The 20,220-nt window shown below is 40.6% G+C and carries 17 protein-coding genes and 2 pseudogenes; 6 read left to right on the forward strand and 13 right to left on the reverse strand.

The genetic code is table 11. The features are described 5' to 3' along the window. Window positions 1-62: 62 nt before the first annotated feature. From PCY16_RS06800 to cls (PCY16_RS06815), 4 genes are all read right to left on the reverse strand, one after another. Entirely contained in the window at window positions 63-716 is a 654-nt protein-coding gene (locus PCY16_RS06800; RefSeq protein WP_038676220.1) for a DNA alkylation repair protein, read from the reverse strand. A 15-nt stretch (window positions 717-731) separates the two neighbouring features. Further along, window positions 732-2,306, reverse strand: coding sequence for a cardiolipin synthase (cls, locus tag PCY16_RS06805; RefSeq protein ID WP_038676223.1), 1,575 nt, complete (start codon window positions 2,304-2,306; stop codon window positions 732-734). Between the two features lie 129 nt (window positions 2,307-2,435). After that, a complete protein-coding gene (locus tag PCY16_RS06810; protein WP_002885332.1) occupies window positions 2,436-2,948 on the reverse strand; it encodes a GNAT family N-acetyltransferase in 513 nt (170 codons plus the stop codon). Window positions 2,949-3,028: 80 nt separating this feature from the next. Then, window positions 3,029-4,579, reverse strand: a complete 1,551-nt coding sequence (gene cls, locus PCY16_RS06815; RefSeq protein WP_171963658.1) for a cardiolipin synthase — start codon at window positions 4,577-4,579, stop codon at window positions 3,029-3,031. A 592-nt stretch (window positions 4,580-5,171) separates the two neighbouring features. Here cls (PCY16_RS06815) and PCY16_RS06820 point away from each other — a divergent pair. Then, on the forward strand, window positions 5,172-6,722 hold the full coding sequence (locus tag PCY16_RS06820; RefSeq protein WP_037611795.1) for a BCCT family transporter: 1,551 nt from the start codon (window positions 5,172-5,174) through the stop codon (window positions 6,720-6,722). Window positions 6,723-6,972: 250 nt separating this feature from the next. Next, window positions 6,973-7,296, forward strand: coding sequence for a potassium channel family protein (locus PCY16_RS06825; RefSeq protein WP_037611796.1), 324 nt, complete (start codon window positions 6,973-6,975; stop codon window positions 7,294-7,296). On the opposite strand, the gene PCY16_RS06830 is transcribed toward PCY16_RS06825, so the two are convergent. From PCY16_RS06830 to PCY16_RS06840, 3 genes are all read right to left on the reverse strand, one after another. Then, on the reverse strand, window positions 7,267-7,548 hold the full coding sequence (locus PCY16_RS06830) for a protein rep (protein ID WP_002891204.1): 282 nt from the start codon (window positions 7,546-7,548) through the stop codon (window positions 7,267-7,269). The genes PCY16_RS06825 and PCY16_RS06830 overlap by 30 nt on opposite strands. 312 nt (window positions 7,549-7,860) lie before the next feature. Then, window positions 7,861-9,645, reverse strand: a complete 1,785-nt coding sequence (gene uvrC, locus PCY16_RS06835; RefSeq protein ID WP_080611960.1) for an excinuclease ABC subunit UvrC — start codon at window positions 9,643-9,645, stop codon at window positions 7,861-7,863. Window positions 9,646-9,704: 59 nt separating this feature from the next. Then, complete coding sequence (locus tag PCY16_RS06840; RefSeq protein WP_080611959.1) at window positions 9,705-10,400, reverse strand: YjjG family noncanonical pyrimidine nucleotidase; 696 nt, start codon at window positions 10,398-10,400, stop codon at window positions 9,705-9,707. 278 nt (window positions 10,401-10,678) lie between these two features. Here PCY16_RS06840 and sdaAB point away from each other — a divergent pair, with 278 nt between their 5' ends. Then, complete coding sequence (sdaAB, locus tag PCY16_RS06845; protein WP_002891207.1) at window positions 10,679-11,350, forward strand: L-serine ammonia-lyase, iron-sulfur-dependent subunit beta; 672 nt, start codon at window positions 10,679-10,681, stop codon at window positions 11,348-11,350. Window positions 11,351-11,362: 12 nt separating this feature from the next. After that, window positions 11,363-12,232: an L-serine ammonia-lyase, iron-sulfur-dependent, subunit alpha gene (sdaAA, locus tag PCY16_RS06850; RefSeq protein WP_080611958.1), complete on the forward strand. Its 870-nt coding sequence runs from the start codon at window positions 11,363-11,365 to the stop codon at window positions 12,230-12,232. An 85-nt stretch (window positions 12,233-12,317) separates the two neighbouring features. Here sdaAA and PCY16_RS06855 read toward each other — a convergent pair whose 3' ends face one another. The 3 genes from PCY16_RS06855 to PCY16_RS06865 form a co-directional block, all read right to left on the reverse strand. Further along, window positions 12,318-16,229, reverse strand: a complete 3,912-nt coding sequence (locus tag PCY16_RS06855) for a GH32 C-terminal domain-containing protein (RefSeq protein ID WP_225791465.1) — start codon at window positions 16,227-16,229, stop codon at window positions 12,318-12,320. A 251-nt stretch (window positions 16,230-16,480) separates the two neighbouring features. Then, window positions 16,481-17,401, reverse strand: coding sequence for a multidrug resistance efflux transporter family protein (locus tag PCY16_RS06860; RefSeq protein ID WP_037600690.1), 921 nt, complete (start codon window positions 17,399-17,401; stop codon window positions 16,481-16,483). Between the two features lie 124 nt (window positions 17,402-17,525). Then, window positions 17,526-18,047 carry an RDD family protein gene (locus PCY16_RS06865; protein ID WP_225791432.1) on the reverse strand — a complete coding sequence of 174 codons (522 nt, stop codon included), beginning with the start codon at window positions 18,045-18,047 and terminating at the stop codon, window positions 17,526-17,528. Between the two features lie 217 nt (window positions 18,048-18,264). Here PCY16_RS06865 and PCY16_RS06870 point away from each other — a divergent pair, with 217 nt between their 5' ends. Further along, window positions 18,265-19,176: an XRE family transcriptional regulator gene (locus tag PCY16_RS06870; RefSeq protein WP_060971539.1), complete on the forward strand. Its 912-nt coding sequence runs from the start codon at window positions 18,265-18,267 to the stop codon at window positions 19,174-19,176. Window positions 19,177-19,284: 108 nt separating this feature from the next. Here the strand turns inward: PCY16_RS06870 and PCY16_RS06875 are convergent. The 3 genes and pseudogenes from PCY16_RS06875 to PCY16_RS06885 form a co-directional block, all read right to left on the reverse strand. Continuing rightward, window positions 19,285-19,362, reverse strand: a pseudogene (locus PCY16_RS06875) (XRE family transcriptional regulator); the annotation flags it as partial. Between the two features lie 186 nt (window positions 19,363-19,548). Next, window positions 19,549-19,758, reverse strand: coding sequence for an NAD(P)H-dependent oxidoreductase (locus PCY16_RS06880; protein WP_060971538.1), 210 nt, complete (start codon window positions 19,756-19,758; stop codon window positions 19,549-19,551). Continuing rightward, window positions 19,749-20,012, reverse strand: a complete 264-nt coding sequence (locus PCY16_RS06885) for an NAD(P)H-dependent oxidoreductase (RefSeq protein WP_367317072.1) — start codon at window positions 20,010-20,012, stop codon at window positions 19,749-19,751. The genes PCY16_RS06880 and PCY16_RS06885 overlap by 10 nt, the downstream gene beginning before the upstream one ends. A gap of 82 nt (window positions 20,013-20,094) precedes the next feature. Here PCY16_RS06885 and PCY16_RS06890 point away from each other — a divergent pair. Continuing rightward, window positions 20,095-20,220: pseudogene (locus PCY16_RS06890) on the forward strand (transposase); the annotation flags it as partial.

Raw genomic sequence — 20,220 nt, forward strand, 5'->3', positions numbered from 1 at the left:
CAATCGACTCATCGCATGTTTCTATTCTAGCATATTGAACGACAGAGTCAAGCTCTTGATTTCTATAAATACTTACTTGCCTCACGAATGCTAAGAGATGCCATTTGACTAGCATGTTGATCAATAAAAGCCCGAACCCAATCAGGATTTACCTTTGAGTAATTGCGCAAACTCCAACCGATAGCCTTATTAATGAAAAACTCTGTCTGCCCAAAGTTGTTACAGATAACCTCTGCTAGGAGAGCAGTATCTGTCAAATCTTTACGCATAAGCTGGTGGTCAATGGCAATACGTCTCAACCAAAAATCCTCATCAAGACTCCATTGGCGCATGATATTCTTGGTTTCTGGATAGTGAAAAGTAACCTCTCCGATGATAAGGTCCAATTGATCTATACTGTCCCACCATGATTTGGTTTGAGCCAATTCCTTTAGCTTTGGAAAATCTTCAGGTCTAAGCTCCTTCTTCTTTTTATCCAGATAATCCATAGCAATATATTGAAACTCACGGTAAGGTTGCTGCCAACACTCTTCCACAAAAGTCCAATCAATTGGATTTTTTATGAAAGGCTTAAAAAACTCTCTTTCAATCTTTTTGAGAATTGGTTTTTGAACGCCAAGAAAGCTGAATTTATTTTTCATATAAGCTTCCATTGCTGGGACTTTCGTTGAATCAGCTTGGTCTTCTAACAATTTCAAAAGAATGTTTGTATCCATATGATTTCTTCTTTTTTACATCAATGGTCCAATCAGAGAAAAGAGATAGCCACCTAGACGATGAGCCATAGGCATTTTCGACAAACTTTCCAGAGTAACTTCCTCTGAGAGAGCCTGGGTTTTCTCAAAATCTTGTTCAATCTTAATCACTTCCAGATTTTTATAAAGATAAATACCATCTTCAAAATTTTGATAGAGGCTTCGGTAGTCTGTGTTAATAGTGCCTACCACAGCTTGTTTGGCATCAGAAACATAAACTTTTGCATGGACAAAGCCTGGGGTATAACGGAAAATACGGACGCCAGCCTCCAAGAGGGCTTTAAAATAGGTAGTCGCAATATCAAAGGCATACTGTTTATCCGGAATTCCTGGCATAATGATACGAACATCAACACCTCGTCTGGCCGCAAAGGTCATGGCTCGAACCAATTCGTCATCCAAAATCAGATAAGGCGTCATGATATAGACATAATTAGTTGATGTATTTAGAAGATGTAAATAAACATTTTCGGCAACCTTGTGGTAGGTCAGCGGTGAATTGCCATAAGGGAGTACAAAGCCTTGACTCTTTCTTTGTTGAGGTTTTTCTTGTAGATAGTACTCCACATCCGTTTTATCCTCTATTCCAGTCACTGTCCACATGGTCAAAAAGAGAGCTTTTAGCGTTTGAACTGCTGAACCATCTAAACGAAGGGCTGTGTCCTTCCAATGACCAAAGCGTTCTCGTTTATTAACATACTCGTCAGCGATATTAACGCCACCAGTATAAGCAACTTGACCATCAATCACTGTAATCTTTCGATGGTCTCGGTAATTGTAATAGGTTGATAGAACGGGTTTGACTGGTGAGAAGGCCTGGGCTTTAATGCCAACCTTGTGTAGTCGCTCAATATAATCGTAGGACAAGGTAGTCATCTCATTCATCCCATCAAACATGACACGAACGTCCAGACCTGCCTTGGCCTTCTCCTCTAAAATTGTTAAAATCTCGCCCCACATGATTCCTTCGTCAATGATGAAATATTCCATGAAGATATAACTCTCCGCCTTTTTCAAATCCTCCAACAAGGCTGGAAGCATGTCATCTCCAAGTGGAAAATAGGTAACCTCTGTGTTTCTGTAGATAGGAAACTGTGCTGGACTATGCTCCAAAAAATAAGCTAATTTCTGTAATTGGCGATCACTTTGGGATAAATAATCAGCAACTTCTGGATTGGTGCTTAAATGGTCGGATGCCTGCACTGTAGCATCCTCAAGCCGTTTCTTCAAGCGTCTGACACCCAAATCAGCCAGTGAAAAGTAAAGCAGAGCCGTCCCAAAAATTGGAAAGAGGGCAATGATAATCATCCAGGACAGTTTGGAACGAGAATCCATGGAACGATTGAGCAAGTAAAAGAAGGTAAAGACACTCAACAAGTGTTCCCATAAGATAATGGATGGGAAATGCTCTTGTAGGCTGAGATATGAAAAGACAAGAAAGGCCAATTCCAGTAAGAAGAACAGGAGGATGGGAACCTTTCGGTTAAGTAGAATTTTGCCCCATCTGGAGGGCTTTTGGGGTAACAGTCTAGCACTTTGTTCTTGAGTCATATAGGCTCCTTTCGTGTAGGGGAGACCATTACAACTTTCCGGTCTCCTTCAGTAATTTTATTAGTATCGTTTTAGCCTATGAAAAAGGCAGGAATAATTAGCTATTGCAATTTAGAATTGGCGTGGTTTCTACTGTATTTTCCTGACAGGGCCATCTATGGTCTTTTGCATCCAGACGATATCATGCCATTTGTTAAACTTATAGCCAATCTTTGGGAAATGAGCCACTTGAACATAGCCCCGCTTTTCATGCATGGAAATGCTCGCTTCGTTCGGAACAGCGATACAAGCCAGAAAGCGTAAGTAGCCTCGTGCTTGCAACTCCTCTTCTAAGGCCGTATAAAGGGCCGATCCAATCCCTTGTCCACGCGCCTCTTTGGCTACATAAATAGACAATTCAGTGGTCCAATCATAGGCTGTACGAGCATAATAGGTTGAGGCATAAGCATAGCCTAGCACTTGGCCATTCTCTTCCGCTACTAAATAGGGGTATTTTTCAAGCGTCTTGCAAATGCGTTTTTCAAACTCTTGAACACTGGGAACCTCATATTCAAAGGTAAAAGCTGTCTTCTCGACATAGGGTGTATAGATGGCCTGGATAGCTTGTGCATCTGACAAGCTGGCTGGACGAATGGTTAACATCATTTTCTCCTTCGACTTCATTATCTTTATTTTAAACTATAAAAAAAGAGGGCTCAACCCTCTTATAACAAGTCTTGTCACTACATCAATGGCGCAACTAATCTGGTCAATAAGCCCAAGCACTTCTGGTGAAATGGTCGATTTTTAACATCAGTCATGCTGACTCGATGACACTTGGCCATTGTCGCTTGGAAATCTTCCTCAATACCAACCACTGATGACGTCCTGTAAAGATAGGTCGCACACTCAAAGTGGTGATAAAGACTGCGGTAATCCAAATTAATCGTTCCGACAACAGCCCTACTATTGTCACTCACAAATACCTTTGCATGAACAAATCCAGGAGTGTACTCATAGATTTTTACGCCGGATGCCAAAAGTGTTGGGTAGTAAGTCTTAGCGAGGTAGTAAGCTGACTTTTTATCAGGAATACCAGGCATGATGATACTGACGTCTACCCCACGCTCGGCCGCAAATTTCAAAGCATGTAGTAACTCACCATCTAAAATAAGATAAGGCGTCATGATGTGAACAAAATCACGCGCATGGTTAAGGATGTCAATATAGACATTCTCACCAACTTTATCCTTGTCCAATGGAATATCTCCATAAGGAACAACAAAGCCAGGGGTATCAAAGACCTTATGTTCAACCATATACGGCGTAACATCTAAGGTTTCGTTAGAATAGGTCCACATCTGAAGAAAGAGAACTAAAAAAGTATCAACCGCTGGGCCCTCCAGCATCAAGGCAGTATCTTTCCAATGACCGAAACGCTCAATCTTGTTGATATACTCGTCAGCTAAATTAACCCCGCCTGTGAAAGCAACCTTACCATCAATCAGCAAGATTTTTCTATGGTCACGGTAATTGTAATAGGTTGACAGGAAAGGGGTTACCGAGGCAAAAACTCGAGATTGAATGCCAATTTTTTCCAATCGTTTCTTATAGTCAAAACTCAAAGTTGAAAATTCATTCATACCGTCATACAGGACTCGAACTTCCACCCCTTCTTGAACCTTTTGTTTCAAGATTGCTAGGATTTCACCCCACATTTCACCTTCACCAATGATGAAATATTCCAAGAAAATGTACTTCTCTGCTTTAAGGAGCTGTTTCTTCATTTCCTCAAACTTGGCTTCACCACTTGGGAAATAGGTCGTCTTCGTGTGACGATAAACTGGAAAGGAACCGTTCACATTTTCAAGATATTGGACCAAGTTATAGTTGCTGGTGTGACGCTGTTTAAGCTCTTCGAGGGCCTGATTATCTTGTTTCAGAATACCAGAACTGCGGTCAATATTGCTCTGAATAGCACGCTTCATCCCTGTGTAACCTATATCAAGTTTCGTATAAGCCAAGAGCAAGGTTCCGATAATTGGAAAAGGCAAGACTATCAGCAGCCACGTATTAACAGCCGTCGACTCCATATCACTTTGAAAGAGATAAATAATGGCCAGAATACGAAGGACTACTTCTGTAACTTGCAGGTGTATCCTATATTGATGCAACCAGAGGTAAGACATGGCCACAACAACAAGCTGCAGTAAGATGATTAAGAAGATAATCGTAGCACGACTAAAGATTCCACGAAGAAATCCGCGACGACTCTTATCATAAAGACGTTCAATTTTAGCTTCGTTTTTGATAGCATGACTCCTTTCCCTTTTTAATTAATCTTATTATAACCAAATTTGTAAAATTAAGCTAGACAGAAAAAGCCATCTATGTTAGGCTCAGATAAACACCACATTTATCTGAAAAGAACTAACATATAGGACGAAATGGATTACCGAAACAAATGGATTTTACGAATGTTTCTCAAAATTATGAGGCTGGGACAAAAGTCCTAGCCTCTCAATTTGTCTTTGGATTGTCGAGAAAGACGCAGTGGTTGAGTGGGCTCTACTACACTGATTTCATCAGCTTTTACAGCCCTACTCAACTGTGCGGAGGTGGGACGACGAAATCGAATTCTAACGAATTACCGATTTCTGTCCCACTCTCAAGAAATAGAATTCCTAGGAAATCATTGAATTATCAATCACCCTACCAAGTTTTTCTGAGTTACTTGAAAAGTCTAACTTAATTTGACAATTTAGGTTCTTAAACGTCTCTAGTTAATCAACTAAAAATTATAACTAGCTGGGTGTTATCTAATCTCCCCTCATTTTTAAGTTTTTATCATTTTTGATATAATGGTAGAGAATGAAAGGAGACTTTATGTCAACTAAAAATTTAACGCCGGTCTTAAAAACCTCTTTTGTGCTACTGGCTATCCTCGTCCTTCTTGGTATTGTTATGCCTGACGGCTACCAAGTTTGGTCAGAACAACTAAGGGAAGTTATTTCAGATAAACTTGGCTGGTTTTACTTATTACTGGTCACGTCAATCGTTCTACTTTGTGGCTTTTTCCTGGTTAGTCCCGTTGGGCAAATCAAACTGGGGGAACCCAATTCGGTGCCTGAACACTCTACTATCTCTTGGATTGCCATGATATTTTCTGCTGGAATGGGAATCGGCCTTGTCTTCTACGGTGCCGCAGAGCCCTTATCCCATTATGCCATTTCAACGGTACGAGCTACCCCAGGGTCGCAGGAAGCCTTAGCCGATGCTTTCCGTTACACTTTCTTTCACTGGGGCATCCATGCCTGGGCAATATATGCTTTAATCGCCCTGGCCCTCGCCTACTTTGGTTTCCGAAAAAAAGAGAAATATCTTTTATCGGTTACCTTAAAGCCCTTGTTTGGTAAAAAAACAAACGGTATCCTTGGTAAGATCGTAGATACGATTACAGTGGTCGCTACTGTTATCGGGGTGGCAACCACTCTTGGTTTTGGGGCAGCCCAAATCAATGGGGGACTCAACTACCTCTTTGGTATTCCAAACAATGCCCTTGTGCAAGTTATTATCATCATTATCACAACCATCCTCTTTACCATTTCAGCCCTTTCTGGTCTTGGAAAAGGGGTAAAAATCTTATCAAACACCAATCTTATTTTAGCGATTGGACTACTCGCCATCACCATAATCATCGGTCCCACAGTCCAGATTTTTAATACCTTGACCGATAGTATCGGACTGTATATTTCCAATTTCTTCCGTATGAGTTTCAGTGCTGGTTCCTTTGGTCAATACAATCGTGACTGGATCAATACTTGGACGATTTTCTATTGGGCTTGGTGGATTTCTTGGTCACCATTCGTGGGAGTTTTTATTGCCAGAATTTCTAAAGGACGTAGTATCAGACAATTTCTATCCATCGTCTTATTAGCACCGACTGTATTAAGCTTTTTATGGTTTTCTACCTTTGGAACACTTTCAACGCATGTTCAATCACTTGGAAATGTAGATTTAACACAGTTTCCAAGTGAGCAGACCTTGTTTGCAACCTTCAGTCAACTGCCATTTGGTTTTATTGCCTCCGTTGTTGCCATCATCTTGATCATTACCTTCTTTATCACGTCAGCAGACTCTGCGACCTATGTGCTAGCTATGCTCTCTGATGATGGGAATCTCAAACCAAAGAATAACCTTAAAATCTTCTGGGGCGTACTCCTTGCGACTATTGCCATCGTCTTACTTCTTTCAGGGGGCTTAGTAGCCTTGCAAAATACGCTGATTATCGTAGCCTTTCCATTTTCACTCATCATGGTACTGATCATGGTTTCCCTAGTCATTGAATTGCTACACGAAAAAGACAAGATGGGACTGTCAATCACACCGACACGATACCCTAAAAAAGATCAACCCTTCAAATCTTATGAAGAATAAATAACCCAATTTGTAAAACGAAGCTAGACAGAAAAAGCCATCTATGTTAGGCTCAGATAAACACCACATTTGTCTGAAAGGAACTAAGATAAATGACCTATACTCATCTTACCACAAACGAGCTTGTAACGATAGAGGCTTACTATCAAGAAAACATAATAAAAATTAATATAAAAAGTTTCTAAAATACATATTTAGACACTTTTTGTATGCTATAATTTTCATTAACACTATAACAAAGGAGAACCAAATGAAACGTTTAAATACTCTATTTCATATTATAAAAGTTACAGGTTTTAATCAATTTTTGACAAGTTTTGTAAGTTTTATTTTTATTTCAGGAGGAATACTTTTATTAGTTGAACCTCAAATAAGTAATTACTGGGATGGACTATGGTATGCTTTTGTCACATCAACAACAGTAGGTTACGGAGATATACTAGCTACTACTCTAATCGGACGTATTACTAGCGTCTTTTTAACTGTATATGGACTTATTTTTTTTGGATGCTTATCAGCCGTAATTGTCAATTACTACAGCAAATTAAATACACCTAATAATAAAACTGACTAACATATTTCTTAGTAACTGTAAAAAATAATTCTTTCTCTGCCAATTCCAAACGGCTACAATTTCCTGACCTCGCGATACTTCTTGACTATCCTCTCCAGTCTGAACAAGATTACCATCTTCGACATCATCTAAGTCTAATTCTTTCTTGATAGTCTTGAAGAGTTTTCCAAATCCAATCTGTCGTTTCCGATAAAGTCCCTCAAACAAATCACCCGTTATCCGTTCCTTCGTCTCTTCAGGCAAGACAATCACTTGTTTGTCATTCTCTTTCTCGACATCAAATGGATTTTACTAATATTTCTCAAAATTATGAGGCTGGGACAAAAGTCCTAGCCTCTTTATTGTTTTTGGATTGTCGAGCAAGACGCAGTGGTTGAGTGGGCTCTACTACGCTGATTTCATCAGCTTTTACTGCCCTACTCAACTGTGCGGAGGTGGGACGACGAAATCGAATTCTAACGAATTACCGATTTCTGTCCCACTCTCAAGAAATAGAATTCCTAGGAAATCATTGAATTATCAATCACCCTACCAAGTTTTTCTGAGTTACTTGAAAAGTCTAACTTAATTGTTATCATTTAATTTATCTAACAGAGCCTCTGCTACTTTTTCTGGAATGCCAAGGGAATGGATATCCTCAACAGTAGCTTTTTGGATAGCTGTCATAGACTTGAAGTGTTTGAGGAGTTTTTGTTTGCGCTTAGGTCCTAACCCCTCCACGCCATCAAGTTTAGAACTGAAACTATTCTTACTACGGACTTGACGATGGAAGGTGATGGCAAAGCGGTGAACTTCATCCTGAATGCGGTGAAGGAGGAAAAACTCCTCGGATTGACGTGGCAAATCAATGACTCGCAAAGGATCCCCAAAGAGCAATTCATTGGTTTGGTGCTTGTCATTTTTCTGAAGACCTGCAACTGGGATAGATAGATTCAGCTCATTACGAAGGACGTCCTTGGCGACATTGACCTGACCTTGACCACCATCCATGATAATGAGGTCTGGTGGCGTTAAACCATCTCGTTTGACACGACTATAGCGACGACGAATGACCTCACGCATACTGGCATAATCATCAGGGCCTTCAACAGTCTTAATCTTATATTTGCGGTACTCTTTTTTATTAGGTTTACCATTTTCAAAGACAACCATGGCAGAGACAGGGCTAGTTCCCATGATATTAGAGTTATCGAAAGACTCGATACGGACCGGTGTCGGAATCCCCATGAGTTTGCCTAGATTTTCAATAGCTCCTTGGGTCTTAGCCAAGTCTTTTTCGAGGAGATCAAATTTTTGGGTCAAACTGACTCGGGCATTTTTCGTCGCCAGATTAACCAACTGCTTTTTCTCGCCTCTTTGTGGTTTAAAAACCTTGACTTCATCTCCGACCAGAGCTTCGACAGACTCTTGATCAATGTCTCCAGGAATAAAAATTTCCCTAGGCTTGAGATGCCGACTATCCAGGTAAAATTGACCCATATAAGTTAGAAAATCTTCCTCAGCATCATTATAATATGGGAACATATTGACATCACGCTGAATGAGTTTCCCTTGGCGAACAAAGAAAACCTGAACACACATCCACCCCTTGTCCACGTAGTAACCGAAGATATCACGGTCCTGCATGTCCTGACGGATAACCCTTTGCTTAGTCCTGAGCGTCGATACTGCCTCAATCAAATCGCGATACTCCGCAGCACGCTCAAACTCCATCTGGTCAGACATATCCTTCATCTTGGCCTTAAGCTGATTAACGATTTTATCATCATGGCCGTTTAGGAAATTCTTGACATCCTCAACCAAACCTTGCCAATAGTCCTCAGTGGTGTGACAGATGGTATGGGCATTACATTGGCCAATATGGTAATAGAAACAGACCTTGTTGGCGGGATTTTTACATTTCTTAAAGGGGAAAATACGGTCCAAAAGCTTCTTAATTTCATTAGCTGCACCAGAGTCTGGGTAAGGACCAAAATAGAGACCGCCATCCTTCTTAACCTGGCGAGTAATCATGAGCCTTGGATAGAGCTCCTTAGTAATCTTGATAAATGGATAAGACTTGTCATCCTTGAGGCGGATGTTGAATTTAGGCATATTCTCTTGGATAAGATTAATTTCCAAAAGCAAGGCCTCAATATTGGACTCGGTTACGATAAATTCAAAATCTGCAATCTCAGATACCAAAAGCTCTGTCTTGGTATCATGGCTTCCACGAAAATAGCTACGCACACGATTTTTTAGATTTTTAGCCTTACCGACATAAATAATATTGCCGAATTTGTCCTTGTGGAGATAACACCCCGGGTTGCTTGGGAGCAGTTCCAACTTATGTTTAATCAGATCATTCATGCTTTCATTTTAGCAAAAAAAGAGCTAAAAAGCTCTTCGGAATCATGGCTATCATAGCTTTACTTGGACAAAATCTTCAGGATTTCCTCATAACTTTTGACTTGATAGGTTGGAATAGCCGGAGTCTCATTAACCAAACCTTTTGGATTAAACCAAATGCTGTCAATTCCTGCATTATTACCACCTTGGATATCAGCAGTTAGACTATCACCAATCATGAGGGCCGAATCGGGATGAAAGTCATTTACCTGATCCGAAATTTTTTCAAAAAAGTCAGTAGACGGTTTGTGGGCGCCCACTTCATCTGAAATGAAAATATCGTCGAAGAATGGCAAGATGCTTGAGGCTTGCAGACGACCACGTTGGATGTAGCTAACACCATTAGTTGCTGCATATATCTTGTGACCTCGGTCTTTAACATTCGATAAGAAAGCATGGGCCTGAGGCAACTCCTGCCCCTGTTGGCTCAAGAAATGCTGGTAACGGCCAGCTAAGTGACTGCCATCAACCTCCTGTCCAAAATGCTCAAAAAGACGAGAAAAGCGCGTGCGAAGCAATTCCGGCTTAGTGATTAAACCATGATTGAGATCTTCCCACATGGAACGATTCATGGGGATATAGTGATCCTTGTAAACTTTAAGATCTCGTGAAGCCACCCCAGCCTCTTCAAGAAGGTAGGTCAAAGCCAAATCTTCAGCACGGTCAAAATCTAGGAGGGTGTGGTCAAGGTCGAAAAGTAAATGGGTGTAGGTCATGGTATATCCTTTCTAACTGGAAATCTTTAGGCTCTATTTTACCACAATCCAGCTATATATAAATAAAGAAACACAAAAGGGCGACCCGCAGGCCGCCCACTCAGATTTATGAAAAATAAGTATTGCTTACTTAATAGGCTGCTATTATATCCATTGAACCTTAAAGAAAGCTTAAAGTAGAATATTTTTTTACTATTTCTATAGATTTTTACTTAAATACCTAATCGCTCTAATTCGTGGTATACTGAAAATACAAGATTAATCAAACGAGGCGTGTTATGAAAAATTTAAAATTTCAATCCGTTTTTGACATCATCGGACCTGTCATGGTCGGGCCTTCCTCTAGCCATACTGCAGGAGCTGTTCGTATTGGCAAGATTGTTTCTGCCATCTTTGGTGAGACACCGACTGAGGTAGAATTTCAACTCTTTAATTCCTTTGCCAAAACCTATCGAGGTCACGGGACTGATGTAGCTCTAGTAGCTGGTATTTTAGGTATGGAAACCGACGACCCTGACATTCCACGCGCTCTGGATATCGCATACGAAAAAGGCATTAAGGTCTACTGGAAAATCAACAAGGATAGTAATGCGCCGCATCCCAATACGACTCGTATTACCTTAAAAAATGATAAAAAAACCATTTCTGCCACAGGTGTTTCTATCGGTGGAGGAAATATCCAAGTAACTGAACTCAATGGTTTTGCGGTCAATCTCAAGATGAATACACCGACTCTTATCATTGTCCACCAAGACGTTCCAGGAATGATTGCCCTTGTCACAGATATTTTGTCGCGTTATGGCATCAACATCGCCCAGATGACTGTTACTCGGGAAAATGCGGGTGAAAAGGCCATTATGATTATTGAAATTGACTCGCACCAGTGTGATGAGGCCGTCACTGAAATCGCTAGAATTCCTCATCTACATAATGTCAACTTTTTCAGCTAAGAGGGGGATTGCATGTTTTACACTATTGAAGAATTAGTTCAACAAGCTGACCGAGATTACCAAGGTAATATCGCCGAGCTCATGATTGCTACAGAGACAGAACTAACTGGACGGGAACGCCCTGAAATCCTAGCTCTGATGGCTCGAAATCTCGAAGTGATGAAAGAGTCTGTTCAGGCTGGTTTATCCCCTGAGAAATCACCAACTGGTTTAACCGGGGGAGACGCTGCCAAACTGGATGCCTATATCAAAAATGGAAAGACCCTGGCTGATTCTGCTGTTCTGGGTGCTGCTAGAAATGCCATGGCCGTCAATGAATCTAACGCCAAGATGGGCTTGGTTTGTGCCACACCAACTGCTGGATCAGCAGGTTGTCTACCTGCTGTTCTCACAACAGCTATCGAAAAACTGGGCTTGAGCCAATCACAACAACTGGATTTTCTTTTCACTGCCGGTGCATTTGGTCTAGTCATCGCAAATAACGCCTCAATTTCTGGAGCAGAGGGAGGATGTCAGGCCGAAGTTGGCTCTGCCTCTGCTATGGCTGCTGCAGCTATTACAATGGCTGCTGGTGGAACACCCTTCCAAGCTAGCCAGGCCATTTGCTTTGTGCTTAAGAATATGTTGGGGCTCATTTGCGACCCTGTAGCTGGATTAGTCGAAATTCCTTGTGTCAAACGTAATGCTATGGGAGCAAGCTTTGCCCTAGTAGCTGCCGATATGGCCTTGGCAGGTATCACATCTGCCATTCCAGTCGACCAGGTTGTTGACGCTATGTATCAGGTCGGTTCAGCCATGCCAACTGCCTTCCGTGAAACTGCTGAAGGTGGCTTAGCAGCAACTCCGAAAGGAAAAGCACTCGCAAAAGAAATCTTTGGTTGATTTTTTAGAATAATCACAAAAAAACTTAGAAGCACTCATACTTCTAAGTTTTTTCTTCTTATACAGCCTTTTCAACGTTTTGATTTTAGCTGAATAGCCATTTTGTTAAAAAGTGCCATGTTTCTTTGGCAATACTTGCAAGGAAGGTTGAGAGACTAAATGCGTTGAATTTTTTGAGGAGATTCTCAACAAGTGGAGCGACAGTCTTAGGTGTTTCCACTGGAGCCTTACTTTCTTCTTGCTTACCCGTATTATCCTGAGATGGATCTGGCACTGTGTTTGTACTATCGTGACCATTATTTTGTCCAGTTGGCTCAGTCTCTGGAGCAACCTCTGGTTGATGCTCAGGCTCAACTGGTTTATTTTCCGGATTTGGCTCTGGACTTGGTTCTGGCTGAGGATCAGGTTTGATTGGTTCGTCAGTAGTGTCACTGCTTGTGTTTGTCATTTTTTCAGTTACGAAGAAGTTTTTGAATTCTACTGCTCCATCCCAAAGACCAACACCTACATGGGCTTGATTGAAGTAATTATCCACAGCATCAAATTGATGATGGAGCACTTCCTTGCCATCGACATAGACTGTCATGGTGTCCTTGCCTTTCACAACCTTGACATGGTGGTACTGACCGTCATTGATAGCCTTATCCAAATGAGCTTCAGCGATGGTTTCACCACCAAAACGGAAGAGACGAACAGTATCATTGTCAGCAAATTGGACAGAATAGGCACGACCAGGTTCTTCACGTTCCGCAGCTACAAAGAGGTTGACCAAACCATGTTGGTATTTGACATCGATATCATAATCAAATTGCTTGAAGCCATTACTTTCATAGGCCATGAAGAAGTCATTGGCACTAACATTGCTATCGTAAAGGGTATCGTCATCAATATACCAATCACCAGTGACAGCTTTCAAGCCTTTAAGGTTGGTCGCAAAATTGTTGAGCGTAATGTCAATATTAAAGGTCTTGGTCAATGAAGGGTTTTCAACTGAAGTTGCTGTGACAGTGAGATGACCTTTGTGAAGAGCTTTGAGAGAAAGTTTATTGTCATGTTCGGTGTATGACACCAAACTTGGATCACTTACTGTCCATGTCACATCTTGCTCTTCAGAAGCTGGTGCGAGATAAACCTGCAAGTCCTTACTTTGACCAACTTCAAGAGCCAAGTGACCTGCAACTGTGGTGTTCATGGCAACAGCCTTAGTGACTTCCTTCTTGTCAGTCCAAGTACTCTTAATTGGGTAGATAGCAATATTTGCTTTGGCTGGACCACCTTCAACCAAGACGCTCGCTCCAACGGCTCTTGGGCTTGGGAAAATCTGATTGGCACCAGCTACCGTATTGCCCTTAGCAAAGACTTCCACACTCGCACGGTCCACATAAAGATGCAAATCAATAGAACCATCTTCATTGCGAGTCACTTGTTGGCTATTAACCTTAGCAAAGGCATCAGAAAGAATTGTCCCAGATTGGCTACGGTCAATAGACAAAGTTTCCTTGGTTAAATCGTAAACGACCTTTGTAGCTTGACCATCACCGACGCGAAGGTTAAATCCAACTGCAGTCGTGTCCTTACCTGGTACAAAGTGAGAAACCACTTCATAAGTATCACCTGAGAAATCTTTAAGCAGTTCATTGTCAGAAGCTACTCTGACATTTTCAAAATACTGGGCATTATCTGTATCACGAAGGCTTTCATAGGCCTTAACAGGTGTTTGTGTTAAGAGGTAACGGTCGCCTGATTTAACCAAACCAAGGTCAAGGTTAAGGTTAAAGGTACCATTAAATTTTTGACCAACAGTATCTGCAACTAGATTGCAATAATCTTCCCAAGTGTTCATCCAGTTGATTTCAGTCAATTGCGGGATGTTTGGATGGTCAGCTGTCCCAAAATCATGAACATAGTAAGTCATGGCAGCATAGGAATCCTTACCAAAATTCATGATTTCATCATGTTCTTGGTAAACTTCATCAGCTACAAAGGCCCACTTACCATCCACTTGTTTAAAGTCTCCAACCTTGTAAGAACGACCACCACGTGAGAGGACCCACTTGAGTGCCCCATCATTGGCCACAATTGGATAGAGGTCAGGACATTCCGTATGCAAATCCTTATAGGTTGTTTCAACCTGCCAGTTCTTCAAATCTGGTGAGGAATAAATGCGGAGTGGACCACCAGCAAGGACCATAAACCATTGGTTATCCCAGCGAAAGACCTTAGGATCACGGAAATCTTGGTTTTGAAGTGGGTCCTGAGACCAGTCGGCAACCACCTTATCATATTTTTGCCAAGTTCTACCCTCGTCCTCACTATAGGCAATTTCAATCCGTTGCCCATTACCATTTGAAGTGATAATAGCTACCAGACCGCCTTCCGGAGATTTGAAGAGACCTGAGCTATTGGTACTATCAACCACGACAGAGCCTGAGAACATGTGACCTGTTGCATCTGGATAAAAAGCAATTGGCTCTTCATCCCAATGAAGCAAGTCTCGGCTGGTCGCATGAGCCCAGTGCATTGGACCCCATTTGGTATCATCGTAAAATTGATAGAAAAGATGGTAACGTCCTTTGTAGAAGACCAAGCCATTAGGGTCATTAGCCCAGCCATCCTTAACAGAATAATGATACTGATCACGGTAAAGCTCGTTGTAATAGACATCATCGCTCTGTCTTCGGTGGATATTGACACGGTAGGTCAAGGTCACTGGACGACCAAGCGAATCGGTCACACTACTTTCAATAGTAAAGTAATTGGAACCTACAGCCACTGGCAATTGAGAAATATCTGTGTAGACATTTCCTTTGGCATCTTCAACCTTGATGACAGCATTAGGATTGTGCTTAGTAATGTCAAAGCCTACCGTCTCAGCATTATGCCCTACATATTGGATATGAAGTGGTTCTTGGGAGAAGAATTGGGCTTGTTTTTCAACAGAGCCTGTCTTTGAGGTTACCACGAGATTGTCAATCAAAGGAAGACTGGCACCGTCAAGATTGACATAACGGGTGTTTCTGAAAATGACATTGGCATTCCAATTAAGAAGACCAAAATAGCCCTCTGAAATAACCTGTGGTTGACCCTTGTCACTTTTTTGAAGAACAGAGTCACCTGTACTAGCCACAAGTACATCATTGACATAATAAGATAGCCACTGATTAGCCGCAACCACTTTAAGATTGTAGGTTTCATCAGCAGTTGGTGTCACATCTTTTTCATCTACGAGTTGAATATCCTGATTATTGACCCAACGCCAAAACTTAACCTTATGGTTACCAGAGTCCACATTGACCCCATACATATTTTTGTTACTGCTATCATTGTTACCACGGAAAATGAGGGCAGCTGCACCACCAGCTTCCTTGAAGGTCACATCCGTAGAATAAACAAAATTTTTGCCCTCAGATTGAGAATAAAGGAAAGAGTCTCCCTTGTCTTTGGCATCTGAATGAATGCCATCAGCCTGCATTTCCCAGTGACCATTTTGATCTGCGGTCATTCCCTCAAGATTGGTAACTGCTTCATTATTAGGCAAATCCGTTTTATCTTCTGTCACATGAACAGGACTTGTACTATTGGTTTCAACTGGCGTTTCTTGACTGTTCTGATTCAAATCGGCTTCTTGCGCTTGGTTAGTTACTTTCTCAGCCTCACTAGCCTGTGTTTGTACTTCTTTTGACTGGTCAGGGCTAGGCTGAGTGGGATTCTCTTGAGCTGTTTTAGCAGATTCGGAAACAAGAGAGGGGCTTGGCTCTACCACTTGGGGGACTTCTTTGGTCGTGCTAGGTGCAAGCTCCACTTGAGGGGCAACTTGATGGTCAGTTTGAGTTACCACTTCTTGAGGTGTTGGGCTCACAGTTGCCTGTTCCACTTGGTCCGCATAGACAGGACTAGCCAGGGCCAAACCTGCAAAACTTACCAAGGCACAGCCGTAGACCCAAGTCTTCCCACTTTTACGCATAAACCAATTTTTACAAACAGTATCATTCATGATTCTTCTCCTTCTTTAGAGTAACATTAAATGTTATCTCAGTTTTCATGAAAATTCAAAGTCAATACATTCGCCTTTATTAATAAGCCTGTCAAAGTTTCCGGAAATATCTCTAGGATTTACATTAAAACGGTAAACGCTTACTTTTAATATCATTATAGCACTATCGTCTGAAAATGTGGCATTTTTCTATAATATTTTTAATAGAAATAAAAAACTTCCGAATTTGCCATTCGAAAGTCTCATACTTATGCTTAATCTGAGCCTGTTAGCAGGCTATTTCCAATAATACCAATAGTTACAATAGCAATCCCAAAGAATCCCAAAAGGCTAGGTAGACTATCTCCGAGGAAGAGGCAACCACCCAAGAGGGTAAAGAGAACTTCACCAGCCTGAGTAGCCTCAACTACTGCCAGTTGCTTATGGTTATGCTTAACTAGATTAGTTGCCTCGAAGAAAAGCAAGGTTGCGACAACCCCAGAAAAGACAGCTACAATTAAAGACTGTAAAATCTGTCCACCTGATGGAAGCCCAGCATCTGCTACAGCAAAAACTGACAAGAGCAACCAAAAAGGCGTACTCATCAAGGTCATCCCAAACACGCGCTGCGTCGTTGAAAGCTGATCCTGCTTACAGTGGACCATCATCTTACGATTGCCCAAAGGATAGGCAAAAGCGGCCAGTAAAATCAAAAGACTAGCACGGACCACACCGCTACCAAGACCACTACCAAAGTAAGGAATCTGGATGAGAATAATCCCTAAAAGGATAACCAATGTCATAAGCAGTTGCTTACCAGGTACCCTCTGCCCAAATAGAGGCGTCAAGAGCAGACCAGCTAGAATGGTAATCTGCCAAGTAGCCGCCACAAACCAAGACTCGCCATAAATGGACGCTAGAGACAGCGGTCCATAAAAAAGACCAAAACCCACCGTACTCCAGACCAACCAGGTCAAGGGTTCTTTCTTAATGGCAGACAGAACACCTGCCAGCTCACCCTTACGCCAGGCCAAAACAGCCAGCATAGGCAAACTAAACAAGTAACGTAGACTAGCACTCCACACCCAGGACCCACCCGAAAGATTCATACTACGGTTGAAAATAAAAGTAAAAGCAAAAAAGAGAGCACCCAGAATACCATACCAAAGCGCCCTCGCAAATTGAGATTGTTTCATAATTGTAAACTCCTGTAATCATTCTATTGTACAGTATTTAGAGCAATAAAAAAAGGAGGTCATCATAATGACTTCCTTTAATCGTATACAGTTTTCCTTAAGAATCAAGTAAGCAACCTGTATCTTAGTCACCTCTTAGCTGTACTTGTGTACGGGCTAGTAGGTCTCCTAGATGCCTCTTATCTTTCCTATATATCGTCATTGCCAGTAGCAAAACTGCAAGTAGAGTCGCCGAAAACGAGAGGATAATGGATAACACATCAAAATCACTATATAAGCCATGAATCGTGCCCATATGACCGAGTTGCCAAGGTAAAAATTTGATGACATTTCTAATCAAGCTAGCCTGCACTGTTTTTTTCTGGTAGACCAGTTCAAGTCCCGCTTTTACCTTCCCAAAACTGTCATCATTTTTATAATCCAAGAATGTGAAAAGGAGCGTGATTGGCAAAACAGAGGTGAAAAATACAAGCCACTGCGACTGAATTTCTGTAAACTCTGGGACACCATTAAAAAAGATGATGTAAATAAGCATCGAACTTAAAAACAGAAGAACTAAATAAGCTAGAATGAAAAGATAATCAAAGAGAAATTCAATCATTCTTTTTTTAAACGGAATAGGGTTTATTGCTATAATTTTCATCATCGTCTCCCCCTTTCTCATCTCCTATTATAACATTTTTAATATTCTAAATAATATTTGAGAAGAAAATCTGCTGGCTAGCGCCCTCGCAAATTGAGATTGTTTCATAATTGTAAACTCCTGTAGGTTTTATTATACACTACTTCTATTATGGCTTTTGGACTTTATTTCAATTTTACGTTATATTATTATTAAAAATCTAAATCATAAGAAATTATGTATGTCAGAAGATATTAAAATCAAGATTGGAAAAAGAATTCGTGAAGAACGTGAACGACTTGGTTTAACACGTGAGCAAGTTTGTGATACTGAAGAAGAATTAACTGTCAAACAGCTGATGAGAATTGAGCTCGGACGTTCTTTGCCAACCATTGTCAAACTGCAGTATATCAGTGATAAATTAGGAGTTTCCCTCAACTATTTGTTAGGTGAAACAAAACTAGACATTCCTGAAGATTATTATCAGGCTAAATATAAACTCATGAAGTCTCCTGTCTATGGCGACCTCGAACGTATCAAGAAAAAGCTAAAAGATATTGAGGAACTCTACGACAACTATATTGATATTCTACCAGAGGATGAGCTTTTAACCATTGATATCATTGAAAGAACCTTGAATTTTATATCTGAAGAGAAGAAAGAAGATTTTGTTGAGATTGTATATGAAGACTATTTGAACCAGGTATTAAAAAAAGAAGAGTACACCTTGAATGACCTTCTGCTAATAAAATACTATACCTTTCAATGTCAAGTTGGTGACTATGATAAAGAAATTGTTGAAAGTTTTCGATGTAAATTAATTAATCAAGAATTACAAGGGGAAGAGCTAGTTAATGTTGAGCTACTTGGAGCATTGTCAACTATAGGTGGAATCTATGTGATGCATCATGATTATAGAAATATGAAAACTATTGTCGATAAAATGTATACTATTATTGATAAGACACTACAACATGCTTACAAACCCGCCGTACTCATTTTTGAAGCAAAATACTATCTCTTCTATGAGAATAATAGAGATAAAGCAACTGAACTTTACAAAATGGCTACCGTACTAGCCGAAGCCTTCGGTGATGAAGTATTCATAAAAAAACTAAAAATGGAAATGGAAAAAGATTTAAACATAAAATAGAAAATATATCAGCAACATTTTAAACATGATTCATTATAAATGTAATACCTACCAAAGAAGCATCTGAAGTTAAACTCAGATGCTTCTTATCTTTCCTGAATATCGTTGAGTAAACGAAAGTTTTTCGGCAACGAATTTTTGAGTGAAATCATTGTCTTCTCTCAAATCCCTTAAACGTCGGTACATCAATCTTTCTCCTAAGGAAAAGTATAGAGGAAAAGCAGGAAAAATTTTATGTATTGTCCTAATTGGACAATATGAAATATACTCAATAATATCCACTAGTATTCAAGTATATTGATTGATGCTTTATTGTTTGAAACAGAAAAATAATAAGGTATATTCCATTTATAGAGGGTTGATATGTCTTATTTATATTATTTGTAGGTATTTATTTACTTTATTTGATAATAACTCTTGATCCATGTTTAAAGTACCAGTTATGATAAGAGGTTCCAGAAATGTTAGACCTGTCAAATACTGAATCGTAGTGATAGGCTTTAAAATCTCTTCAATTGTTACATGGAAGCGGCCGTTTCTCGTGTAGTCATCTTGCCCAGCTCCAAAACTAGCTACCAACATGACTTCCTTGCCTTGTAAGGCAGTATACCAGTCGAACCATAGGCCCAACCGTATTCAAAAACAACGTCAAACCACTGTTTCATGAGGGCTGGCGTTTGGTACCAATAAATTGGGAACTGGAGTACAATGCGATCACTTACCTCTAGAATCTTTTGCTCCGTTTTGACATCAATGTCAAAATTGGGATACAGTTGGTACATATCTCGCACGTCATAACCAGCTCCAGCAGCAGCTGTTGCCAGTTCTTTATTAATGCGTGAGCCCGTTTTTAATTGAGGGTGAAATGTAAAATTGTGGTTTTCATATCGTTTCTCTTTCTTATCTTAATTATGCTTGACCTTCCTTAGACACAAACCATACATCAAAAACGCACTAGAAACACATTACTCAAATGCAAAATTGGAGGGGACCAATAAGCTTATCAAAGACATCAAACGTCTGGGCTTCGGTTTTAGAAACTTT

This window comes from Streptococcus sp. SS4 (assembly GCF_030440125.1).
Classification (GTDB): Bacteria; Bacillota; Bacilli; order Lactobacillales; family Streptococcaceae; genus Streptococcus.